General features: G+C 62.9%; 22 protein-coding genes. 11 read left to right on the forward strand and 11 right to left on the reverse strand.

Annotated elements, in window-relative coordinates; all coding sequences use genetic code 11:
- The first annotated feature begins 100 nt into the window (after positions 1–100).
- The 4 genes from AC1RCO_RS27880 to AC1RCO_RS27895 all read left to right on the forward strand — a co-directional run bounded on the left by AC1RCO_RS27880 (position 101) and on the right by AC1RCO_RS27895 (position 5,244).
- Positions 101–1,873: an N-acetylglutaminylglutamine amidotransferase gene (locus AC1RCO_RS27880; RefSeq protein ID WP_207239748.1), complete on the forward strand. Its 1,773-nt coding sequence runs from the start codon at positions 101–103 to the stop codon at positions 1,871–1,873.
- Positions 1,874–1,876: 3 nt separating this feature from the next.
- On the forward strand, positions 1,877–3,622 hold the full coding sequence (gene ngg, locus AC1RCO_RS27885; protein WP_492618250.1) for an N-acetylglutaminylglutamine synthetase: 1,746 nt from the start codon (positions 1,877–1,879) through the stop codon (positions 3,620–3,622).
- A 125-nt stretch (positions 3,623–3,747) separates the two neighbouring features.
- Positions 3,748–4,932 carry an osmoprotectant NAGGN system M42 family peptidase gene (locus AC1RCO_RS27890; RefSeq protein ID WP_207239746.1) on the forward strand — a complete coding sequence of 395 codons (1,185 nt, stop codon included), beginning with the start codon at positions 3,748–3,750 and terminating at the stop codon, positions 4,930–4,932.
- Between the two features lie 84 nt (positions 4,933–5,016).
- Positions 5,017–5,244 carry a YheU family protein gene (locus tag AC1RCO_RS27895; RefSeq protein WP_207239745.1) on the forward strand — a complete coding sequence of 76 codons (228 nt, stop codon included), beginning with the start codon at positions 5,017–5,019 and terminating at the stop codon, positions 5,242–5,244.
- A gap of 36 nt (positions 5,245–5,280) precedes the next feature.
- Here the strand turns inward: AC1RCO_RS27895 and AC1RCO_RS27900 are convergent, their stop codons facing one another.
- Both AC1RCO_RS27900 and AC1RCO_RS27905 read right to left on the reverse strand, forming a co-directional pair.
- Positions 5,281–5,613, reverse strand: coding sequence for a YnfA family protein (locus AC1RCO_RS27900; RefSeq protein ID WP_011062607.1), 333 nt, complete (start codon positions 5,611–5,613; stop codon positions 5,281–5,283).
- 65 nt (positions 5,614–5,678) lie between these two features.
- A complete protein-coding gene (locus tag AC1RCO_RS27905; RefSeq protein ID WP_011062608.1) occupies positions 5,679–6,494 on the reverse strand; it encodes an SDR family oxidoreductase in 816 nt (271 codons plus the stop codon).
- Between the two features lie 307 nt (positions 6,495–6,801).
- On the opposite strand from AC1RCO_RS27905, the gene AC1RCO_RS27910 reads away from it, so the two are divergent.
- Positions 6,802–6,954, forward strand: a complete 153-nt coding sequence (locus AC1RCO_RS27910; RefSeq protein ID WP_007945780.1) for a DUF3309 family protein — start codon at positions 6,802–6,804, stop codon at positions 6,952–6,954.
- Between the two features lie 162 nt (positions 6,955–7,116).
- Here AC1RCO_RS27910 and AC1RCO_RS27915 read toward each other — a convergent pair whose 3' ends face one another.
- The 5 genes from AC1RCO_RS27915 to AC1RCO_RS27935 form a co-directional block, all read right to left on the reverse strand.
- Complete coding sequence (locus tag AC1RCO_RS27915) at positions 7,117–9,204, reverse strand: LTA synthase family protein (protein WP_011062610.1); 2,088 nt, start codon at positions 9,202–9,204, stop codon at positions 7,117–7,119.
- 317 nt (positions 9,205–9,521) lie between these two features.
- Positions 9,522–9,713 carry a PLDc N-terminal domain-containing protein gene (locus AC1RCO_RS27920; RefSeq protein ID WP_011062611.1) on the reverse strand — a complete coding sequence of 64 codons (192 nt, stop codon included), beginning with the start codon at positions 9,711–9,713 and terminating at the stop codon, positions 9,522–9,524.
- A gap of 85 nt (positions 9,714–9,798) precedes the next feature.
- Positions 9,799–10,329, reverse strand: coding sequence for a hypothetical protein (locus AC1RCO_RS27925; protein WP_015636586.1), 531 nt, complete (start codon positions 10,327–10,329; stop codon positions 9,799–9,801).
- 109 nt (positions 10,330–10,438) lie between these two features.
- Entirely contained in the window at positions 10,439–10,957 is a 519-nt protein-coding gene (locus AC1RCO_RS27930; RefSeq protein WP_011062613.1) for an ankyrin repeat domain-containing protein, read from the reverse strand.
- A 97-nt stretch (positions 10,958–11,054) separates the two neighbouring features.
- Positions 11,055–12,893 (reverse strand): long-chain-acyl-CoA synthetase, encoded by a 1,839-nt coding sequence (locus AC1RCO_RS27935; RefSeq protein ID WP_207239744.1) that lies wholly within the window; start codon positions 12,891–12,893, stop codon positions 11,055–11,057.
- A gap of 681 nt (positions 12,894–13,574) precedes the next feature.
- Between AC1RCO_RS27935 and AC1RCO_RS27940 the strand changes: the two genes are divergently transcribed.
- Positions 13,575–13,853: a DUF3509 domain-containing protein gene (locus AC1RCO_RS27940; protein WP_019093389.1), complete on the forward strand. Its 279-nt coding sequence runs from the start codon at positions 13,575–13,577 to the stop codon at positions 13,851–13,853.
- A 73-nt stretch (positions 13,854–13,926) separates the two neighbouring features.
- On the opposite strand, the gene AC1RCO_RS27945 is transcribed toward AC1RCO_RS27940, so the two are convergent.
- The 3 genes from AC1RCO_RS27945 to aroC are packed head-to-tail and all read right to left on the reverse strand — an operon-like array spanning position 13,927 to position 16,746.
- On the reverse strand, positions 13,927–14,472 hold the full coding sequence (locus tag AC1RCO_RS27945; protein ID WP_065365446.1) for a 1,2-dihydroxy-3-keto-5-methylthiopentene dioxygenase: 546 nt from the start codon (positions 14,470–14,472) through the stop codon (positions 13,927–13,929).
- Positions 14,472–15,620, reverse strand: a complete 1,149-nt coding sequence (locus AC1RCO_RS27950; RefSeq protein ID WP_207239743.1) for an MFS transporter — start codon at positions 15,618–15,620, stop codon at positions 14,472–14,474. The genes AC1RCO_RS27945 and AC1RCO_RS27950 overlap by 1 nt, the downstream gene beginning before the upstream one ends.
- A gap of 34 nt (positions 15,621–15,654) precedes the next feature.
- Positions 15,655–16,746 (reverse strand): chorismate synthase, encoded by a 1,092-nt coding sequence (gene aroC, locus AC1RCO_RS27955; RefSeq protein ID WP_065365444.1) that lies wholly within the window; start codon positions 16,744–16,746, stop codon positions 15,655–15,657.
- A gap of 141 nt (positions 16,747–16,887) precedes the next feature.
- Between aroC and AC1RCO_RS27960 the strand changes: the two genes are divergently transcribed.
- Positions 16,888–17,841 (forward strand): alpha/beta hydrolase, encoded by a 954-nt coding sequence (locus AC1RCO_RS27960; protein ID WP_015636592.1) that lies wholly within the window; start codon positions 16,888–16,890, stop codon positions 17,839–17,841.
- Positions 17,842–17,940: 99 nt separating this feature from the next.
- Positions 17,941–18,732, forward strand: a complete 792-nt coding sequence (locus AC1RCO_RS27965) for a hypothetical protein (protein ID WP_065365443.1) — start codon at positions 17,941–17,943, stop codon at positions 18,730–18,732.
- A gap of 51 nt (positions 18,733–18,783) precedes the next feature.
- Here AC1RCO_RS27965 and prmB read toward each other — a convergent pair whose 3' ends face one another.
- Complete coding sequence (prmB, locus tag AC1RCO_RS27970) at positions 18,784–19,692, reverse strand: 50S ribosomal protein L3 N(5)-glutamine methyltransferase (protein ID WP_041119437.1); 909 nt, start codon at positions 19,690–19,692, stop codon at positions 18,784–18,786.
- A 240-nt stretch (positions 19,693–19,932) separates the two neighbouring features.
- Between prmB and AC1RCO_RS27975 the strand changes: the two genes are divergently transcribed.
- From AC1RCO_RS27975 to AC1RCO_RS27985, 3 genes are all read left to right on the forward strand, one after another.
- Positions 19,933–20,523, forward strand: a complete 591-nt coding sequence (locus AC1RCO_RS27975) for a cysteine hydrolase family protein (protein ID WP_011062622.1) — start codon at positions 19,933–19,935, stop codon at positions 20,521–20,523.
- Positions 20,524–20,652: 129 nt separating this feature from the next.
- Positions 20,653–20,973: a hypothetical protein gene (locus tag AC1RCO_RS27980; RefSeq protein WP_011062623.1), complete on the forward strand. Its 321-nt coding sequence runs from the start codon at positions 20,653–20,655 to the stop codon at positions 20,971–20,973.
- A gap of 75 nt (positions 20,974–21,048) precedes the next feature.
- Entirely contained in the window at positions 21,049–21,606 is a 558-nt protein-coding gene (locus AC1RCO_RS27985) for a Smr/MutS family protein (protein ID WP_011062624.1), read from the forward strand.
- The last annotated feature ends 7 nt before the right edge of the window (positions 21,607–21,613 follow it).

Here is a 21,613-nt window from a genome sequence, read left to right on the forward strand (position 1 = left end):
GATCTAAAACTCCCGAGTTACGCACAGGTCAGTTTCCAGGTAGCCGCCCTTTTGACGGCGGCAGATTGACTCTCCCCAACGGAAAAACCGGTAAGGACTTATGTGCGGACTAGCTGGCGAATTACGCTTTGATCATCAACCTGCCGACCTGGCAGCGGTTGAACGAATCACCCACCACCTGGCCCCTCGCGGCCCGGACGCCTGGGGCTTTCACAGCCAGGGCCCGATTGCCCTCGGCCATCGACGGTTGAAAATCATGGACCTTTCGGACGGCTCGGCGCAGCCCATGGTCGACAACCAACTGGGCCTGTCCCTGGCCTTCAATGGCGCGATCTACAACTTCCCCGAACTGCGCGCCGAACTGGAAGCCAAGGGTTATGCCTTCTATTCCGGCGGCGACACTGAAGTGTTGCTCAAGGGCTACCACGCCTGGGGCGCGGACCTGCTGCCCAAGCTCAACGGCATGTTCGCCTTCGCCATCTGGGAGCGCGATGCCCAGCGCCTGTTCATCGCCCGCGACCGCCTCGGGGTCAAGCCGCTGTACCTGTCGCGCACCGGCCAGCGCCTGCGCTTCGCCTCGGCCCTGCCGGCGTTGCTCAAAGGTGGCGACATCAACCCGTTGCTCGACCCCGTGGCGCTCAACCACTACCTGAACTTCCATGCCGTGGTGCCAGCACCGCGAACCCTGCTGGCAGGCATCGAAAAACTGCCGCCGGCCACCTGGATGCGTATCGAGGCCGACGGCCGCACCGAGCAGCAGACCTGGTGGACCCTGCCCTACGGCCCCCGTGCCGACGAAACCAACCTGACTCTGGAAGACTGGCGTGACCGGGTGCTGGACAGCACCCGTGAAGCGGTGGCCATCCGCCAACGGGCAGCGGTGGATGTGGGCGTGCTGCTGTCCGGCGGTGTCGACTCCAGCTTGCTTGTGGGCCTGCTGCGAGAGGTCGGGGTGGACAACCTGTCGACCTTCTCCATCGGCTTCGAGGACGCCGGTGGCGAGCGGGGCGACGAGTTCCAGTACTCCGACCTGATTGCCCGGCACTACGGCACCCGGCATCACCAGTTGCGCATCGATGAACGTGAAATCATCGAACAGTTGCCCGCGGCCTTTCGGGCCATGAGCGAGCCGATGGTCAGCCACGACTGCATCGCTTTCTACCTGCTGTCCCGGGAAGTGGCCAAACACTGCAAGGTAGTGCAAAGCGGCCAGGGCGCCGACGAACTCTTTGCCGGCTACCACTGGTACCCGCAGGTGGACGGCGCCAGCGACCCCTACGCGGCCTACCGTGCGGCCTTCTTCGACCGCAACTACGACGACTACGCGGCCACCGTACAACCGCAGTGGATGACCGCCAACGATGCCGCCGGGGATTTTGTCCGCGAGCATTTCGCCCAGCCCGGCGCCGACGCCGCTGTGGATAAGGCCCTGCGCCTGGACAGCACGGTGATGCTGGTGGATGACCCGGTCAAGCGTGTGGATAACATGACCATGGCCTGGGGCCTGGAGGCGCGCACGCCGTTCCTCGACTACCGCCTGGTGGAGCTTTCGGCCCGGGTGCCGGCGCGCTTCAAGTTGCCGGACGGCGGCAAGCAGGTGCTCAAGGAAGCTGCGCGGCTGGTGATCCCCAGCGAGGTGATCGACCGCAAGAAAGGCTACTTCCCGGTGCCGGGCCTCAAGCACTTGCAGGGCGCGACCCTGGACTGGGTACGCGAACTGCTGCTGGACCCGAGCCAGGATCGCGGCCTGTTCAAGCCGGCCATGCTCGACCGCCTGCTGACCGATCCCCAGGGCCAGTTGACGCCCTTGCGCGGCTCCAAGCTGTGGCAACTGGCGGCATTGAACCTGTGGCTCAGCGAACAAGGAATCTGACCGATGAAAGCTCACGCCACGGCTTACAGCCAACGCCTGCTGCGCGGCCAGGCGCCGACCTATGAACGCCTGCAGGCGCGCTTCGCCGAAGACGGCAGCGAACCCGGGTGCGAACCGATCGCGGTACATTGCGGTTGGGGCCGCCTGCTGATCGGCCATACCTTTCCCGACCCCACCAGCCTGGCCGGGGAGTTGCTCAACGAGCGACCTGGCGAGCGCGACATCGCTCTGTATGTGGCAGCGCCGCAACAGGTGCTCGGGCTGGAACCGGCGCAACTGTTCCTCGACCCTTCCGATACCCTGCGCCTGTGGTTCAGCGATTACCGCCAGGCCACTCGGGTATTTCGCGGCTTCCGCATCCGTCGCGCCCAGAGCGAAGCCGACTGGCAAGCCATCAACCATCTGTACCAGGCCCGCGGCATGCTGCCCATCGACCCGCAACTGCTGACCCCGCGCCATCAGGGCGGGCCGGTGTACTGGCTGGCCGAGGACGAAGACAGCGGCGCGGTGATCGGCAGCGTCATGGGCCTCAATCACCACAAGGCCTACCAGGACCCGGAACACGGCAGCAGCCTCTGGTGCCTGGCAGTGGACCCCGACTGCAGTCGCCCGGGCGTCGGCGAAGTGCTGGTGCGCCACCTGATCGAACACTTCATGAGCCGCGGCCTGAGCTACCTCGACCTGTCGGTGCTGCACGACAACCGCCAGGCCAAGAACCTCTACGCCAAACTCGGGTTTCGCACCCTGTCGACCTTCGCCATCAAGCGCAAGAACGGCATCAACCAGCCGCTGTTCCTCGGCCCCGGCCCCCAGGCGGAGTTCAACCCCTATGCGCGGATCATCGTCGAGGAAGCACATCGCCGGGGCATCGATGTTCAGGTGGATGACGCCGACGCCGGGCTGTTCACCCTCAGCCACGGCGGTCGCCGGGTACGCTGCCGGGAATCGCTGAGCGATCTCACCAGCGCCATCAGCATGAGCCTGTGCCAGGACAAGAGCCTGACCCACAAGGTGCTCAAGGGTGCTGGCTTGAACCTGCCGGCGCAGCAACTGGCGGGCAACGCCGATGACAACCTGGGCTTTCTCGACGAGCACCAGCGGGTGGTGGTCAAGCCCCTGGATGGCGAACAGGGGCAAGGCGTGGCGGTGGACCTGCGGACCATCGAAGAGGTGCAAAAGGCCATCGACCACGCCCGCCGCTTTGACAGCCGGGTATTGCTGGAAAGCTTCCACGAAGGCCTGGACCTGCGCATCCTGGTGATCGGCTTTGAAGTGGTGGCAGCGGCTATCCGCCGTCCCGCGGAAATCATCGGTGATGGTCAGCACTCCATCGGCGCGCTGATCGAAGCCCGCAGCCGTCGCCGCCAGGCGGCCACCGGCGGCGAGAGCAAAATCCCCCTGGACCAGGAGACCCAGCGCACCCTGCATGCCGCCGGCTACGACTACAACAGCGTACTGGCCACCGGGGAGCGGCTGTTTGTACGGCGCACCGCCAACCTGCACACCGGCGGCACTCTGGAAGACGTCACCGGCATCCTTCATCCGACCCTGGCCGACGCCGCCATCCGCGCAGCCCGTGCCCTGGACATTCCCGTGGTGGGCCTGGACCTGATGGTGCCGGCGGCGGATCAGCCCGAGTACGTGTTCATCGAAGCCAACGAACGCGCCGGGTTGGCCAATCACGAACCGCAACCCACCGCCGAACGTTTTGTCGACCTGCTGTTTCCCCACAGCCAACCGGCGCCGTGATCCTTCGCCGGCAAGCCGGCTCCTACCCTCACTGGTAGGAGCCGGCTTGGCAGCGAAGGCGCCCCAGGCCCTGCATCCATGCCCTCATCGAAACCATCGATGGCCGTTTCTCATCAGGAGTTTCCATGACCCGCAAGATTCCCGAACCCGACCTCGCCTACCTGCAGAAAGTCCTCCTGGAAATGCTCGCCATTCCCAGCCCCACCGGCTTTACCGACACCATCGTGCGCTATGTCGCCGAACGCCTGGAAGAACTGGGCATCCCCTTCGAGCTGACCCGTCGCGGCACCATTCGCGCCACCCTCAAGGGCCAGAAGAACAGCCCGGATCGGGCCGTCTCGGCGCACCTGGACACCATTGGCGCCAGCGTGCGCGCGGTGAAGGACAACGGCCGCCTGACCCTGGCCCCGGTGGGCTGCTGGTCCAGCCGCTTTGCCGAGGGCAGCCGGGTCAGCCTGTTCACCGACAACGGCGTGTTGCGCGGCAGCGTCCTGCCGCTGATGGCCTCCGGGCACGCCTTCAACACCGCGGTGGACGAACTGCCCATCAGTTGGGACCACATCGAGCTGCGCCTGGATGCCTACTGCACCACCCGCGCCGACTGCGAATCCCTGGGGATAGGCTTGGGTGACTTTGTTGCCTTCGACCCCTTGCCCGAGTTCACCGAAAGCGGCCATATCAGCGCCCGGCACCTGGACGACAAGGCCGGTGTCGCCGCGCTGCTGGCCGCGCTCAAGGCCATAGTCGACAGCGGCGAGCCGCTGATGATCGACTGCCATCCGCTATTCACCATCACCGAAGAAACCGGCAGTGGTGCGGCAGCGGCCCTGCCCTGGGACGTCAGCGAGTTCGTCGGCATCGACATTGCCCCGGTCGCCCCGGGCCAGCATTCCAGCGAACATGCGGTGAGCGTGGCCATGCAGGACTCCGGTGGCCCCTACGACTATCACTTGTCCCGCCACCTGCTGCGCCTGGCCGGCGAACACGAGTTGCCGGTACGTCGCGACCTGTTCCGCTACTACTTCAGCGACGCCCATTCGGCGGTCACCGCCGGCCACGACATCCGCACTGCGCTGCTGGCCTTCGGTTGCGACGCCACCCACGGCTATGAGCGCACTCATATCGACAGCCTGGCGGCACTCAGCCGCCTGCTGGGGGCCTACATCCTCAGCCCGCCGGTATTTGCCAGCGACGCGCAACCGGCCCAGGGCTCACTGGACCGCTTCAGCCATCAACTGGAGCACGATGCACAAATGGAAAGCGATACCCGGGTGCCCTCGGTGGACAGCCTGGTGGGGCAGAAATCCTGAACCCGCCCCGGAGTTTGTGCACGCCCTGGCTGGCGGCACGGCCCCGGGCGCAGTAGGATCCCGGATTGTTTGCCGGAGGCCCCCATGCTGATTCCCCACGACCAACTTGAAGTCGACACCCTGACCCGCCTGATCGAGGACTTCGTAACCCGCGAGGGCACCGACAACGGTGATGAAACGCCCCTGGAGACCCGTGTGCTGCGGGTGCGCCAGGCCTTGACCAAGGGCCAGGCGGTAATCGTCTTCGATCCGGACAGCGAACAGTGCCAACTGATGCTCAAGCACGATGTGCCCAAGGATCTGTTCGACTGACCCTACCCCCGGCCCAGCTTCTCTGGGCCGGGTTATTCAGCCATTGGAAAAGCGCGGGCCGAACAGAATCACACTGGCCCCGATCACGCACAGCGCCAGCCCCAGCCAATCCGAACCCAGGGGCCGTACCCGCTCCACCACTGCCAGCCAGCCAATCGAAGCGACGATATAGATGCCTCCGTAGGCGGCATAGGCGCGCCCGGCGTAGGTGGCCTCGACCTTGGTCAGCAACAGGGCGAACAGGGTCAGGCTGACCAGCGCGGGAATCACCCACAAGGCACTCTTGCCCTGACGCAGCCACATCCAGAACGCATAGCAGCCGGCGATTTCAAACAGCGCGGCGAGGAAGAACCACAGGTAATTGAGCATGCAGGAACTCGTCAGGATTGTCGGATGCCGGCAACCCTAACGACGCCCAGGGGGATTGGGCAAGCTCAACTGGCGCTTTGCTTGGCCTTGGCGCGCATCTTGTCGGCCATCAGGGTCATTTCGTCGTACAGCGCCTGGGGATTTTTCTGCTTCAGGGCCCAGGCCATACGGCCCTGCTCATGGGGCAGGATCATGAACTGACCGGCATCGACCTGGGCATGGATGTAGTCGGCGATCTCGGCGGCGGTGATCGGCGAGTTTTCCAGCAACTTGCCCACCTGGGCCTTCATGGCCGGGGTCGGCCCCCGGAAGGAGTCCAGCAGGTTGGTCTGGAAGAACGACGGGCAGACCACATGCACGCCGATTTCCTGCTGCGCGAGCTCGATCAACAGGCTCTCGGAAAGCGCCACCACTCCGGCCTTGGCCACGTTGTAGTTGCTCATGGCCGGGCCCTGCATCAAGGCCGCCATGGAAGCGATATTGATGATCTTGCCCTTGCTCTGCTCCAGCAGCGGCAGGAAGGCCTTGCAGCCCTTGACCACCCCCATCAGGTTGATCGCGATCTGCCAGTCCCAATCCTCCAGCGACAGTTCGCTGAAGAACCCGCCAGAGGCCACGCCGGCGTTGTTGACGATGATGTCGATGCCGCCGAACTTCACCTCGCAGGCCTGAGCGAAGGCGGTCAACTGGCTGTAGTCACGCACATCGCAACGCTGCACAAAACCGTCACCACCGGCTGCACGCACCAGTTTCAGGGTTTCCTGCAGGCCCGCCTCGCTGACATCGGACAAGGCCAGCCGCCAGCCCTCGCGGGCCCAGCGCAAAGCGATTTCGCGACCCAGGCCGGAGCCGGCGCCAGTGATCATCATGCGATTTTGCATAAGAGTTGCCTTGTTGTTCCGGGGAAGATGAGCCGCAGTGTAGCGAAGGCCCCTGCGCCACCCACGCACCATCAGGGTGCTGAATGCCCCGGGCAAACCGCCGGCCCGGTGCCCCCGACCTGTCATCCGCCCCCCTGCTCCGGGCAGGCGCAAAGGAAATAAGACCGAAAGCAGAAAGCTTTAAAAATACTTGGAATTTTCTGGAAGGGCGCAGAGTCGGATTTATTAAGCGGTTCGCTTTATCCCTAAAACGAACTTGTCCTTGAATAACTGCGTTGTTCAACTCTATTCCAATAAGGAAACAGCCATGGGCACCATTCTGATCGTTATTCTGATTCTGCTGCTGATTGGCGGCCTGCCAGTATTCCCGCACTCCAGAAGCTGGGGTTATGGGCCTTCAGGAATCATTGGCGTCGTGCTGGTGGTGCTGTTGGTACTCTTGCTGCTGGGCAGGATATAACGCCCTTATTGCTCGCCCCAGAGTATGTTTGCACGTAAAAAGGCGCCGGTCTTCACCGGCGCCTTTTTATAAGCCTGAATAAAAAACACCCCACTTGTGGAGTGTTTTATTCACGCGGGCAACTTGCGCCAACCCCGCATGACAGGGCCGGCGCTACAGCGTTTAGTCCGGTTTCCCGTTGACCACGCCTGCGGTGTTGTCGAGCAAGCTCTTGGTCGCCGTCTGCAGGAAGGATTCCAGCTTCTGCTTGAGCTGCGCCTCATCGGCAGAATCCGGGATCAGTTCGCCCCCCGGTGCCGAACCCAGTTCGTACTTGTACAGCCGTGGCGGCATTTCCTTGGGCAGTACCAGCACCCGGTCCGCCGTCAGCAGCGCTACGGTCTGGTCACTGCCCGAAGGCTTGATCACGCCGAAGCCCTTGTCGCCTTCCGGCAGGTTGAGCAGGTCGCGCCCCCAGCACTGGTGCAGTACGTCGCCACCCAGGCGGCCCATGATGGTGGGCACGATGTCGATCTGGGTGCCCACGGTGTGGTCACGCTGGCCGAACTTTTCCTGGATGCCCGGAGCGATCATCAACATGGGCACGTTGAAGCGCCCCAGGTCCATTTCGGTGATCTGCTGCTCGTTGCCGAAGCCATGGTCGCCCACTACCACGAACAGGGTTTCCTTGAAGTAAGGCTCCTTGCGCGCTTTCTCGAAGAACTGGCCCAGGGCCCAGTCGGAGTAGCGCATGGCCGTCAGGTGTTCGTTGAGGCTGCCGCGGTCGGTCACCTTGTCCACCGGCAAAGGCGTGGGCAGGGCATACGGCGTGTGGTTGGACAGGGTCTGCAGCAGGGCATAGAACGGCCCCTTGCCTTCCCGGGCCTTCAACTCTTCCAGGCCGCGGTTGAACATGTCCTGGTCGGACACGCCCCAGGTCGGGTCGGAGAACACCGGATTGACGAAGTCGTTACGGCCGATGAAGTTGGTCATGCCCTGGTTGCTGAAGAACCCCGACTGGTTGTCCCAGGCGAAATCGCCGTTGTAGACATACACGTCATCGTAGTTGCGAGCACTGAGCAGTTGCGGCAGGCCGGACAGCTTGTGGCTGCCTTCCGGGGTCTGCATCAGGTATTCGAAGCCAGGCAGGTTGGGGAAGCACGCCATGGTGGCGAACATGCCCTGGTGGGTGTGGGTGCCGTTGGAGAAGAAGCGGTCGAACAGCAGGCCTTCCTTGGACAGTTTGTCGAAGTACGGAGTGATCTCCCCCGGACGTCCCAGGGCGCCCACCGAATGCCCGGCGAAGCTTTCCATCAGGATCACCACGACGTTCTTGATCGGCAGGGTCTTTTCCCCATCCGGCGTGTAGGTGCGGCGTACAGCGGCGATGTCGGCATCCACCAGCTTGTCACTCGGCACCAGCAGCATGTCGCGCACGGTCTGCTGCGCCAGAGGCTGAGGCAAGGTGGCCTTCCAGATATTGGTGCGGTCCTCGGACAGACGATCCTTGGCCGCCGCCATCAGTTGCAGCGTGCCATTGAGGCCCAACTGGTTGGCGAAGTTGGATTCGGTGGTGTAGACGTCACCCCAACGCATCGGCGGGCCCTGGCGCAGAGTGCCACGGGCTGCAACCACGCAGATCAGCAGACACACCACGAACACCGCAATGCGCGCATACCAGGGGGCAATCTGCCGGGTGCCGACATTGCCGCCGCTGAACGGGCCGCGGGGCCGGGTGGCGCGGTCGGCCCCCTTGAATGCCAGGCTCAGGATCCAGGTGCCCACGGCCCAGGCCAGCAGGTAGCGGACCACCGGGAAGCCGTACCAGAGCATGCTCATCACGGTTTTCGGATCTTCCTTCACATACTGGAAGACCAGGCCGTTGAGGCGCTGGTGGAACTCTCGGTAGAAGTCCATCTCCATCAGGCCGAGGAACAGCGCGATGCTGGAGGTGACTGTCAGCCAGAAGCGCAACACCCCGCGAGCCGCCATGGCCCGGGCGCTGAACAGCGCCAGCAGCAGCGGTACGCTGAGGTAGACCACCAGCCGCAGGTCAAAACGCAGCCCGTTGGCAAACGCTTCGAGGAAGGTCGAGGCCGGAGTGTCGAGAATCATCTCGCGGTTGTAGATCAGCAGCGCGACGCGCAACAGGGAAAGCATCACCATCATGACCAGGGCGCACAACAGCGTGTAGGCCAGATGGGATTTAACGGTCGGTTGCAGCAGGCGATTCGAGGATCGCTGCTGACTCAGGGCATCCGAGTTTGCCATGTGGTTTTAGGACCCATTGGAAGTTTAAGTTGCAAAGATAAAGCTGCGTTCTGCCCTCTTGTTGCCGCCAGGGCGACGGGGGAATTCGCGGTGCGCAAATGTTGCACGATCACTCAAGGCATTGCCATTGATTAGTGGGCAGCACCGAAAAACCCACTGCCAACGGCTCTGGGACAAGAGATTGCAGAGAGTTATACCGGGGAAAAAGCGCCGGCGAATTGTCTTAGAGCGTTTGTGAAAATTTCGTTCAACGCATGTTTAGTCACACAAAAAAGGGCCTGACGGCCCTTTTCCCTGTGCAACCTGCGTCTCCCGCTTCAGAGCCGCACATTGCCTCGCGGCCCGGCGATCGCCCAGATGATCAGCCCCAGCACCGGCAGGAGAATGATCAAGAGCACCCAGAGGATCTTCATCCCGGTTTCGGCGCCGCTTTTGAGTACGTTGATGATGGCCCAGATATCCAGGGCCAGAATGATCAGGCCAACCAGGCCATTGAAGGTGGAACCCATGGTGTCGCTCCCTAAATGATGGCGTGCCTCTTTAGGATAGCCGTGCTGGATCAGGGTTCCGTTTTATTCCACAGCCGCTCGGGCTTCAGACATGAACGGCGATCTTCAAGGCCTCCAGGGCCGGCGCTGCGGCGATCCCGACCTCGGCACACAGCTCCAGCACCCGCGGCACGTCGTTGCCGTAGACCAGTACCATCTGCAACTCGTCATCCAGCAACTGGCTGAAGTTCATCAACACATAGCCGCCGTTTTCCGGGTTCATGCTGCCCATCTGGATCTGGATGCGGTTCAAGGCCGTCAGGGCTTCGATCTTGGCCAACTGCTTGGGCTTGATGTTGAAAGCCACGTCCTTGCCGAACGAGGCGACGATCTGGGCGAACAGGTCGACATAGGTATCGGCCTGAAACAACACGGTTTCCGGCAGGCTGCCGACCACCACCCATTCCCCCAGGGGAATGGGGAAGCTGTCGTCGTAGTTGATATCCGGGTTGGCTGCCAGGAATCCCTGAGGGTCGGCGTAGGCCTGGCTCGCCTCCTCGGCGATCTGCTGGATCTCGGCATCGCCCATGCACCCGGAGCTGATCTTGCTAATGAGTTCGATAAGGGCGGTTTTCATGGGCACATCCTGGAAGCGAGGAAATCAAGGGGCGCGAAGAATAGCCTAAAGTGCCCGAGCTATCACGCCAGGCAGTACCTGACGCCTGCACGCCCCGATCATCGCCGGCTCAGGCCAGGAGTTTTTCCAGCTGCGCCGTGGTATCCATGGCGCCCATGGTCTTGGCCGCTTCCAGGGCACTCACGCCATTGCTGTCGCGGGCCTTGGGGTCGGCGCCCTGGCTGATCAGGTAGGTGACGATTTCCGTGCGGTTGAACATCGCCGCCATCATCAGCGCGGTACGTCCGTCGAAGGACGAGCCTTCCACCTGGGCGCCCCCCTCCACCAGCGCCTTGACCACCGCCAGGTCGCCCTTGAAGGCAGCCCCGGCAATCGGGCTCTGGCCGTTGTCGTTGCGGATCTCGGGGTCGGCCTGGTGCTTGAGCAGCACCTGCACCGCGTCCACATGGCCGTGATAGGCGGCGAGCATCAGCAGCGTGTCGCCCTTGTGATTGCGCAGGTTGACCGGCAGGCCACTGGCAGCCAGTTTGTCGAGCATCTGTGCGTCGCCCTGGCGGGCCACGTTGAACACCTGTTCGACAAACTGGGCGGCCTCTTCTTCAGTCATCTGGCGGCTTTTGTCGGTCATCGGAAACTCCAGGTTCGGCAATTCGGAAAGGCGCTAGTTTCCCCAAGCCGGCGCCAGCCTGTCATCCCTTTTTTCCCGAGAGCCACCATAGGCAGAATCAATAACGCAGGCGCCCACCCTGAATGTCCGCGAGAATCCGCGGGGTCAGCCGCACGTAGGTATCCGAGCCCGGCAACCAGGCATACACCGGCTCGTCACCGATTTGCTGCAGATCGAATGCCTGCTCCTTGAGGCGACTCTTCTGGTACTTGAAGGTGCCGGTGGTGTCCATCTTCACTTTGATCCGCAGGAACAGCGGCACTGCGTAGGCCGGCAACTGCTGCCGGGCGAACTGCAGCAACTCGCTGAAATCCAGGGTCGCCAGGGATTCTGCCGGAGTGATCGCCACCATCCCGGCCCGACCGTTGGTGTTGTGGATCTCGACACCATAGGCCACCACCTCGGCAACCTGCGGGTGCCCCAGCAGGACGTTCTCCACCTCGGTGGTGGAAACGTTCTCTCCCTTCCAGCGATAGGTATCTCCCAGCCGGTCGACGAACTGCACATGGCCAAAGCCGATATCGCGCAGCAGATCGCCGGTGTTGAAGTAGCAGTCGCCCTTCTCGAATACGTCCTTGAGAATCACCTTGAGGTTCTTTTCCGGGTCGGTGTAGCCATCCAGGGGCGCCTTGTCGTCGATCTTCGCCAGCAGCAGCCCCTGGCCACCCTTGGCTACCTTCTGCATGAAGCCCTGGCTGTTGCGTAGTGGCGCACCGGTATCGTGGGCGTATTCCACCAGCGCCCAGGGGATCAGGGAAAAGCCCACGGTATTGTCGAAGTTGAGGATGTTGCTGAAACCGATATTGCCGTCGCTGGCGGCATACAACTCACAGATATGACCGACGCCGAAACGTTGCTTGAACTCGCTCCAGACGCCCGGGCGCAGCCCGTTGCCGATCATCTTCGAGACCCCGTGCTCGGTATCCCGTGCGCAAGCCGGCTGGTCGATCAGGTAGCGGCACAACTCCCCGACATAACCCACGGTCGTGGCCTTGTAGCGGCGCACGTCATCCCAGAACTGGCTGGCGCTGAATTTGCGGCGGATGGCAAAGCCCGAGGCGCCGGTAATCGCCGAACCCCAGCACACGCACAGACCGGTGGCGTGGTACAGCGGCAAGGTGCAATACACCACGTCGCCGGGCTGCATATCCAGGGCGATGGTGCCGAAGCCGGCAGAGGTGCGCATCCAGCGACCATGCTTGAAGATCCCGGCCTTGGGGAGCCCCGTGGTGCCGGAGGTGTAGATGTAGAAGCAAGGGTCGTTGAGGAAGATGCGCTGGGTCTGCGCCAGGTTGTCCGATGGGTAACCGGCGCTCTCGGCCATCAGGTTGCGCATTCCCTCGGGGGTCGGCCCGGGGTCGGCAAAGGTGTCCTGATCGGCCACGAACCAGGTGCGCTGCGGATCGATGCCCACCTGCTCGCGTACCGCCGAGTAAGCGGCCTGCAGCTCGCCGCCGAGGATGATCGCCGCCGGTTTCACCAACGCCAGGCTGTGCGCCAGCACGCCCTGGGTCTGCGCGGTGTTGAGCATCGCGCAAATGCCTCCAAGCTTGGCCACCGCCAGCACCGTGACCAGCAATTCCGGGCGGTTCTCGATGAAGATCGCCAGCACATCACCCTTGCCGATGCCCTGCTCCTGCAGGTAGGCAGCAATGCGGTTGGCCCATTGATTGACCTGGGCATAACTGAGCACCCGATCACCGTACAGCAAGGCCGGCCCCTCGGGGTTGCGCAGGGTCGCCTGCTCAAAGCTCCAGCCCAGGCCGCAGGGCTGGTCCGGGTTGTCGATATTGCCCGCCTTCATGCCCCGCACCACCCGCGGCAGTGCCCTGGCAATGGAGGGCACCTTACGCAGCATCATGCCCCAGGTGATCATGTCGCTCTTGTGCTTGTTCATGGTTGCTCCGGTTGCACAGCAAGGATCTGGGCCCGGGCCTGGCCGGCCGGGCGTTGGCAACAGCGGCGCAAGGCTCAACCGGGGGTAGCGATCCAGGGTGCGGCGAGCGGCACGCGGGAGCTGTGGATATCTCTCGCAAAGGGATGAAGGCAGGACAAGCGCAGGGCTGCAAAGAGCACCGGCGATGAGGCGCAGGAAAGGTTCATGGAGAGCGTCCTATGTTCTTATTATTGGTCGGGCGGGATCGCAAGATCGCGCCACAACACATTCCATGTCGCAGAAACGCCGTTCAAGCCGCTTTCGCGGGGCCGCCGAGGCCAGGTTGAACCAACGTGACTGGCTGGAAAATACGTCAGCTCTCGCGACGCTGTACACGGGGTTTTTGCAAACTTTTGTATCTACCCTCGGTCTCCCCACGCAGCGTACTTGTCCCCGCTTCAACGATTGAATTTTCCACCCTGGCCCGAGGTCACAACACTGCCACGGCACACGCCAACACCCCCTGCGGACCTGCAAAATGCAGGATGCACGATGGCCATTCATGCAATTTGCACGAACAGGCGCTTTTTTGATTTTTATAAGTTGTTGTTTTTAAAGGATATTTTAAAAAAACAATACTGGCACAATCGCTGCACCTATCACTCCACGCTTGCCCTTCAAGAGCTAACGGAGCTGATAGACATGAGCCTGATCCAAGAAAAATTTTCTTCCCTGTTCTCCAACTTCGAAGTGACCACCCAGCCACGCCCTGACGGTGGCATCCTGTTGACCCTGCGCAACAGCGAAGGCAAACAGTTCAAGCGTTCGATCTCCTACGCACAGTTGCACGCCGCCGACCAACTGTCGTGGGTCATCAGCGCAATTCGTCGGGACTTGGCCGAACAGGCCAGTGAGTTGCCACAGATCTCCATGCTGCAAAGCCAGAACCGCTTTGCCCTGCCGACTTACCACTCCGCGTAAGCCGCTTGCGCTGCACCTGTCCGGGCCGGCCCCACCTTGCGTGGGTCCGGCCCGTTGACGTTGTGCTCCCCGCTCAATCGTCCAGGCGCGGGAACTGGCTGGCGATCGCGTCGCCGGTCAGGCTGGCGTTCCAGCCCTGGGGGTTGTTGAACATGCGGATGGCCACCAGGTTCGGCCGCTCGCCCATGTCGAACCAATGGGCGGTGCCCGCCGGCACCGAGATCAGGTCATTCCTTTCGCACAGTACGGCGTACACATAGTCATCGATGTGCAGGTTGAACAGGCCCCGGCCCGCAACGAAGAAACGTACTTCATCCTCACTGTGGCGGTGCTCATCGAGAAAGCTGGCGCGCAGCTCGGCCTTCTGCGGATGGTCTTCATCGAGGCTGATGACATCCACGCTGGCGTAGCCACCCTCGGTCATCAGGCGATCGACCTGCTCCTGATAGGCGCTTATCACTTCTTGCTGGCCGGTGCCCGGTGCAACACGCGTGGTGGCAGGCCAGCGATCGAAACGAATCCCCTGCTCGGCCAGGGTTGCAGCGATATCGTCGAAGTGGGTCAGGACCTTGTTCGGCAGATCCGGACTGGATACGTGGTAGACGGACAGGCTGCTCATTACGGCAACTCCTCTTGCATGCGGGTGGCAATGATAACGGCTGCGGCCAAGGCTGCGACGCTGGCAATACTAAAGGTCAATGTGGGGCCCAGGGCATTCCAGCTATAACCCGAATACAGGGCCCCCAGGGCGCCCCCGGTTCCCGCCAGGGCCGCGTACAACGCCTGGCCCTGGCCTTGCTGGCGGGCACCGAAACTGCGCTGCACAAAATGAATGGCGGCGGCGTGGAAACTGCCGAAGGTCGCCGCGTGCAGCACCTGAGCCAACAACAGCACCCCGAGGTGTTCCGCCAGGCTGCCCAGCAGCAACCAGCGCAGAGCCGCCAGCAGGAAGCTCGCCAGCAGCACCCGCCGCACGGAAAAGCGCGCCAGGAGCCAGCTCATCGCCAGAAACATCAACACTTCGGCCACCACACCCAGGGCCCAGAGCATGCCGATCACCCCGCGGGTATAGCCCAGGCGCTCCAGGTGCAGAGTCAGGAAGGTGTAATAGGGGCCGTGGCTCATCTGCATCAGTGCCACGCACAGGTAGAAGGCCAGCATACCGGGGCTGCGCAGTTGCCTGACAAAGCCTTCCCCGGCGTGCCGCGGCCCCTGCACCCGCGGCTGGGCGTTAGGCACCCACAGGCTGCTGAGGACGATGCCCGCCATGATCACCACCAGCGCTACCGGGTAGATGTCCAGGCTCAACCACTCGAACAAACGCCCCAGGGCCACCACGGTAAGAATGAAGCCGATGGAGCCCCAGAGGCGGATCTGGCTGTAGCGCGAAGCCTGGCCTTGCAGGTGCGCCAGGGTGATCACTTCGAACTGCGGCAGCACCGCGTGCCAGAAAAAAGCATGCAGGGCCATGACCATCGCCAGCCAGGCATAGCTCTTGTCGACGAAGATCAGGGAGAAACAGACCAGGGTGCAGAACGCACCAAAACGCACGATCGCCAGGCGCCGCCCGGTGTAGTCCCCCAGCCAGCCCCAAAGGTTGGGCGCCACGCAGCGCATGAGCATGGGAATGGCCACCAGTTCGCCGATGCGCGCACTGGAGAACCCCAGGTGATCGAAATACAGCGCCAGGAATGGCGCGGTCGAGCCCAGCAGCGCGAAATAGAACAGGTAGAAACTGGAAAGCCGCCAGTAGGGAAGTGCCGCCACGGCCTTCAGACCGTGGCGACTGGCAGGACCGGCATTACAGCTGGCCCAGCACCGGCGTGCTGACGCGCACGTCGGCATTCTGGCCGCGGTGGCGCAGCAGGTGATCCATCAGCACGATGGCCATCATCGCCTCGGCGATCGGCGTGGCGCGAATGCCCACGCACGGGTCGTGGCGCCCCTTGGTGATCACGTCCACCGGGTTGCCGTCGATATCGATGGAGCGCCCGGGGGTGGTAATGCTGGAGGTCGGCTTGAGCGCCAGGTGAGCGACGATCGGCTGCCCCGAGGAGATGCCGCCCAGAATGCCGCCGGCGTTATTGCTGAGGAAACCTTGCGGGGTCAGTTCGTCACGGTGCTCGGTGCCGCGCTGGGCAACGCAGGCGAAACCGGCGCCGATCTCCACGCCCTTGACCGCGTTGATGCTCATCAGCGCATGGGCCAGCTCGGCGTCCAGGCGATCGAAAATCGGCTCGCCCAGGCCCGGCATCACCCCTTCGGCCACCACGGTGATCTTCGCTCCGACCGAATCCTGGTCTCGACGCAACTGGTCCATATAGGCTTCCAGTTCCGCAACCTTGTCCGGATCAGGGCTGAAGAAGGCGTTGTTGTCTACCGAATCCCAGGTCTTGAAGGGAATCTCGATCGGGCCCAGCTGGCTCATGTAGCCGCGAATCACGATGCCCTGGCTGGCCAGGTACTTCTTGGCAATGGCCCCGGCCGCCACGCGCATGGCGGTTTCCCGGGCCGAGCTGCGGCCGCCACCACGGTAGTCGCGGATGCCGTACTTGTGGTGGTAGCTGTAGTCGGCGTGAGCCGGGCGGAACAGGTCCTTGATCGCCGAATAGTCCTTGGACTTCTGATCGGTGTTGCGGATCAACAAGCCGATGGAACACCCGGTGGTCTTGCCTTCGAACACCCCGGAGAGGATCTCGACCTCGTCGGGTTCCTGGCGCTGGGTGGTGTGGCGGCTGGTGCCAGGCTTGCGCCGGTCCAGGTCACGCTGCAAGTCCTCCAGCGTCAGTTCCAGGCCCGGCGGGCAGCCGTCGACAATGGCGACCAACGCCGGACCATGGCTTTCGCCCGCGGTGGTGACAGTGAACAGCTTGCCGTAGGTATTGCCGGACATGCAGGGAGCTCCGTGAAATCAGCCGAAATAACTCAATCTGGATTAGCGCGTGCGCCAGTATACGCAGGCTACCCAACTAGTTCATCCTCGAACCTTCTGCCTGTTACCGAGTCAAACCGGCACCTTATCCATGATGGCGCGATGATGCTGCGAGTTCTTCTCTTGAGCCTTTCCCTGTTCACCGGCCTGGTTCATGCGGCCGTCCTGCAACGCCCCGTGAGCCTGGACACCGGGCACGGTGAGCTGTACGGCTCGCTGCTGCTACCCAAGTCCGAGCAGCCGGTGCCGGTGGTGCTGATCATTTCCGGCTCCGGCCCCACTGACCGCGACGGCAACAACCCCGATGGCGGGCGCAACGACAGCCTCAAGCGCCTGGCCTGGGTACTGGCCAAGCACAACATCGCCAGCGTGCGTTATGACAAGCGCGGCGTGGCCGCCAGCCTCGCCGCGACCCCGGACGAACGCAACCTGACCCTGGACGCCTATGTGGCGGATGCCGTGGCCTGGGGCAACAAGCTCAAGGCCGATCCACGCCTGGGCCAACTGATAGTCCTGGGGCATAGCGAAGGCGCACTGATCGCCACGCTGGCGGCACCGCAACTGAATGCCGCAGGCGTTATCTCGATCTCCGGAACCGCCCGCCCGGTGGACCAGATCCTGCGCCAGCAGTTGAGCTACCGCCTGCCACCGGCGCTGATGCTGCGTAGCAATGAGCTGCTGGACAGCCTCAAGGCCGGCAAGGTCGACCCGGATGTGCCCCCTGCCCTGCAAGTCATCTTTCGCCCCAGCGTGCAGCCTTACCTGATCACCCTGTTTCGCGAAGACCCGGCGGCGGCCTTCGCCCGCCTGAAGATGCCGGCGCTGATCATCCAGGGCAGCAACGACATCCAGGTCAGCGTCGATGACGCCAGGGTCCTCAAGGCCGCCAAACCGGATGCGCAACTGGCCCTGATCGAAGGCATGAACCATGTGATGCGCATCGTGCCCAATGACCTCAAGCGCCAGCTGGCCTCCTACAAGGACCCGCAATTGCCCCTGGCAGCGGAACTGGGCAGCGCGATCATCGATTTTATTGACGGACTTCACACCCGTTAGGCTGTTTTTGCCCTCCAGTCCTGAAAAAAACGGCCGATAAGCCTTTGCCGGCCGTTCAATTGCTGTCGGCGCGCAGCGATTGGACAGGATCTCGCCGTTATGACTGATACCCCGAACTCACCCGCCACCGAGCAGGAAGCCGCCGCCCCGGAAGCGCCGCCGCTGCCGTGGGCCGATGTGCAGGCCGAGCACCACAAGATGCTGCGCCTGGCCCCCTTGCAGACCGATCGCGCCACGGGCGGACGGCCTCTGCGCTTTGTCGAGTTCGGTTATGCCGAACGCAACAACAAAGAGCGCAGCCTGCTGCGCATGACCATCAGCCTCCCCGGCCAACGGGTGCGTAAGGAACAGAATCACCTGGATGTGTGGGTCGAGCACGACACTCGCCGGGTGCACTTCGAGCCCGAAGGCGGCCTGCAGGTCGAACCGTTGAACCGCGGAATCGGCCGTTTCCTGCTGGCCCAGGCAGCGCAGTGGGCCCAGAAGAAGTGGCCGCACTACCGGGTCGACGGCTTCGACCTGGCGAACAAGGATGCCCTCAACGAAGACACGCGCCTGCGTCGCGACCACGTGCTGCGCACCCAGGGTTTCGATGTGGTGTATGCCGATGCCCAGCACCTCAAGGGCAGCGTCAAGGATGTCCAGGTGGGTGAACTGCTGGGCCAGTGGAACAGCGAAAAGCTGCAGTTCGTGGAGATTCTGGAAGCGGCGCAGATGCTCCAGCAGGCCGAACAGAATCTTGAAGAACTGGAAGTGAAGCTGCGCAAGCAGGAAGAGAAAGTCACCAAGTACAAGCGCGAGGACACCGGTCTGCGCTTCACCATCACCTGCCTGGTGGCCTTTGCGGTGTTCCAGGCCGGGCTGCTGATCTGGATTGCGACTCATCGCTGAGCCGCAACGCCTGACCGCCAGAGGCCCGCGTTGCGCGGGCCGGCAATCGGCTCAGACCCGGGACGCGAACAACGCCTGATGGTCGCGGCACTGCTCCGCGGTCAGCATGAACACACCGTGGCCACCGCGCTCGAAGTCCAGCCAGGCGAAGTCGACCTCCGGGTACAGCGCCTCGACATGCACCTGGCTGTTGCCCACCTCGACAATCAGCAAGCCCTTCTCGGTCAGGTGGTCCGCCGCCTCGGCCAGCATCCGCCGCACCAGGTTCAGGCCATCCTCGCCACAGGCCAGGCCCAGCTCGGGCTCATGCTGGTATTCATCCGGCATGTCGGCGAAGTCTTCGGCATCGACATAGGGCGGGTTGGACACGATCAGGTCGAAGCGCTGCCCGGGCAGGCCATCGAAGCCGTCGCCCTGGACCGTGAACACCCGCTCATCGACGCCATGGCGCTCGATGTTCTGGTTGGCCACTTCGAGGGCTTCGAAGGACAGGTCCGCCAACACCACCTCGGCATCACGGAATTCATAGGCACAAGCGATACCGATGCAGCCGGAACCGGTACACAGGTCGAGAATCCGTGCCGGCTCGCTGCCCAGCCAGGGCTCGAAACGTTTTTCGATCAGCTCGCCAATCGGCGAACGGGGAATCAGCACGCGCTCATCGACAATGAACGACATGCCGCAGAACCAGGCCTCGCCCAGCAGGTAGGCGGTAGGCACGCGCTCCTGGATACGACGCTTGAGCAGGTGCTGCACATGGACCAGCTCGTCGTCTTCCAACGCGCAATCAAGGTAGCTGTCGGCAATTTCCCAAGGCAGGTGCAAGGCGCCGAGCACCAGTTGACGGGCCTCGTCCCAGGCATTATCGGTACCATGGCCGAAGAACAGATCCTCCCCATGAAAGCGGCTGACGGCCCAGCGGATATGGTCGCGCAAGGTGCGCAGGCGGGAAGTGATCACGGGACAGACTCCTGACAAAACGACCGGCGATTCTAACAGCCAAAACGCTTGCCGACGACGAATGAAAAACCAGCGACGGGCAAGAGTGTTCAAGCGTTTTTTTGCTCGGGAAGGCTGCATACCTTGCCCCACTTGACAAGGCTGCAGGCCAGCAACGGCGCACCTTACGTTAGTAGCGATTCACAGAAGCGCTCCGCCAGAGGACAATGGCGCAAAAGCCCCACTCACAGGAGCCCCAGAATGTCCGTTCCAAAGACGATGTTTCAACTCAGCGGTCGTGGTTATGCAGCGGCCAATTTGAGCCACGCGACCCTTGTGATCATCGACGCCCAGAAAGAATACCTCAGCGGCCCGCTGGCCCTGTCCGGCATGGACGCGGCAGTGGCCAACATCCGCCAACTGCTGGCCGCGGCCCGGGCTGCCGGTCGCCCAGTGGTGCACGTACGCCACCTCGGTACCGTCGGCGGCCTGTTCGACCCACAAGGCGAGCGCGGCGAATTCATTCCCGGCCTTGAACCCCAAGGCGACGAAACCATCATCGGCAAACTGCTGCCCAGCGCGTTCCACGGCACCGAACTGGAAAAGCGCCTGCAGGACCTAGGTTCCCTGGACCTGATCGTCGCCGGTTTCATGAGCCACTCCAGCGTCAGCACCACCGTGCGCGCGGCCAAGAACCTGGGCTTTCGCTGCACCCTGGTAGAAGACGCCTGCGCCACCCGCGACCTGCCCTACAAGGGTGGCATCCTCAGCGCCGAGCACGTTCAGCAAACCGAAATGGCAATCATGGCCGACAACTTCGCCACCCTCGCCCAGACCGCAAGCCTGATCTGATCAGCCCTGGTGAGCGGCTGGCGGGCCGCTCATCCATAAACCCCTCGCCTTTGCAGCAATTGCCTTAGCCTCAGGAACCACCCGGTCAACTTCCGGTCGAAGGGCCGATACCCATTGAGGAAGGTCGGAATGAAGATATCCGATGGTTTTGACGCACGCCGATTGCGGCCCAAAAGCCCGCGAAACTGGCGGTTGCGCCTGGGTGCGGGATTCTCCGCGCTACTGGCGACATTTGGCGTGCTGCTGGCGATGGCCGGTACTGCGAGCCTGCTGGGTCGTGCCCCGGCGCTGGGGGAAATGAATGCCAGCCCGGCGGGCTCGGCGGTGATCCTGGTGGTCGGCCTGTTGCTGCTGTATGTCGGCGTACGCTTGTGGCGGCGCTGCCGGCGGCGCATGCGCCAGCCCCTGGCGCTGAACATGGCGCCGCACCTGATGAAAAAACACGACTGACATTCCCGAGGCGCGATTTGCGCGCCTTAAGGTGTTCCGAGTTGGGTAAACTAGCCGCCCTTCGCGGAGGCTGACATGCAAGACGACGATTTTTCCCTGTTCAAAAACGAGATCCGCGGCGTCAAGCCGATCAAGCACGATCGTGCCGATACAGGCAAACCCAAGAGCGACCGGGCGCAGATCGCCAAGTTGCGCCAGGCGGCCACCGTACGCAGCGAGACCACCACGGTGGACGGGCTGTCCGACCAGTTCGTCATCGACGTGGGGCCGGAAGATGAGCTGATGTGGGCCCGCGACGGGGTCCAGGAAAGCCAGATGCGCAAGCTGAAGATCGGCCAGATCCCCTTTGAAGGCAGCCTCGACCTGCATGGCATGACCGTGGAAAAGGCCCGGGAAACCCTCTGGGCCTTTCTCGCTGAAGCCACCCAGTTCGAAATCCGCTGCGTGCGCGTCACCCACGGCAAGGCCGTGCGCCTGGACGGCAAGCGACCGATGATCAAGAGCCACGTCAACACCTGGCTGCGCCAGCATCCGCAGGTGCTGGGCTTCACTTCCTGCCAGGCCAGGCATGGCGGTACCGGGGCGCTGTACGTCATGCTCAAGCGCACCATGATGGAAGGCCGTGACGAATAAAGCCGCT

This window comes from Pseudomonas sp. GW823-FHT03E05 (assembly GCF_058796855.1).

Coding starts and splice junctions, on each gene's coding strand:
- AC1RCO_RS27880 (WP_207239748.1), top strand. CDS start 101: ATGTGCGGACTAGCTGGCGAATTACGCTTTGATCATCAACCTGCCGAC.
- ngg (WP_492618250.1), top strand. CDS start 1,877: ATGAAAGCTCACGCCACGGCTTACAGCCAACGCCTGCTGCGCGGCCAG.
- AC1RCO_RS27890 (WP_207239746.1), top strand. CDS start 3,748: ATGACCCGCAAGATTCCCGAACCCGACCTCGCCTACCTGCAGAAAGTC.
- AC1RCO_RS27895 (WP_207239745.1), top strand. CDS start 5,017: ATGCTGATTCCCCACGACCAACTTGAAGTCGACACCCTGACCCGCCTG.
- AC1RCO_RS27900 (WP_011062607.1), bottom strand. CDS start 5,613: ATGCTCAATTACCTGTGGTTCTTCCTCGCCGCGCTGTTTGAAATCGCC.
- AC1RCO_RS27905 (WP_011062608.1), bottom strand. CDS start 6,494: ATGCAAAATCGCATGATGATCACTGGCGCCGGCTCCGGCCTGGGTCGC.
- AC1RCO_RS27910 (WP_007945780.1), top strand. CDS start 6,802: ATGGGCACCATTCTGATCGTTATTCTGATTCTGCTGCTGATTGGCGGC.
- AC1RCO_RS27915 (WP_011062610.1), bottom strand. CDS start 9,204: ATGGCAAACTCGGATGCCCTGAGTCAGCAGCGATCCTCGAATCGCCTG.
- AC1RCO_RS27920 (WP_011062611.1), bottom strand. CDS start 9,713: ATGGGTTCCACCTTCAATGGCCTGGTTGGCCTGATCATTCTGGCCCTG.
- AC1RCO_RS27925 (WP_015636586.1), bottom strand. CDS start 10,329: ATGAAAACCGCCCTTATCGAACTCATTAGCAAGATCAGCTCCGGGTGC.
- AC1RCO_RS27930 (WP_011062613.1), bottom strand. CDS start 10,957: ATGACCGACAAAAGCCGCCAGATGACTGAAGAAGAGGCCGCCCAGTTT.
- AC1RCO_RS27935 (WP_207239744.1), bottom strand. CDS start 12,893: ATGAACAAGCACAAGAGCGACATGATCACCTGGGGCATGATGCTGCGT.
- AC1RCO_RS27940 (WP_019093389.1), top strand. CDS start 13,575: ATGAGCCTGATCCAAGAAAAATTTTCTTCCCTGTTCTCCAACTTCGAA.
- AC1RCO_RS27945 (WP_065365446.1), bottom strand. CDS start 14,472: ATGAGCAGCCTGTCCGTCTACCACGTATCCAGTCCGGATCTGCCGAAC.
- aroC (WP_065365444.1), bottom strand. CDS start 16,746: ATGTCCGGCAATACCTACGGCAAGCTGTTCACTGTCACCACCGCGGGC.
- AC1RCO_RS27960 (WP_015636592.1), top strand. CDS start 16,888: ATGATGCTGCGAGTTCTTCTCTTGAGCCTTTCCCTGTTCACCGGCCTG.
- AC1RCO_RS27965 (WP_065365443.1), top strand. CDS start 17,941: ATGACTGATACCCCGAACTCACCCGCCACCGAGCAGGAAGCCGCCGCC.
- AC1RCO_RS27975 (WP_011062622.1), top strand. CDS start 19,933: ATGTCCGTTCCAAAGACGATGTTTCAACTCAGCGGTCGTGGTTATGCA.
- AC1RCO_RS27980 (WP_011062623.1), top strand. CDS start 20,653: ATGAAGATATCCGATGGTTTTGACGCACGCCGATTGCGGCCCAAAAGC.
- AC1RCO_RS27985 (WP_011062624.1), top strand. CDS start 21,049: ATGCAAGACGACGATTTTTCCCTGTTCAAAAACGAGATCCGCGGCGTC.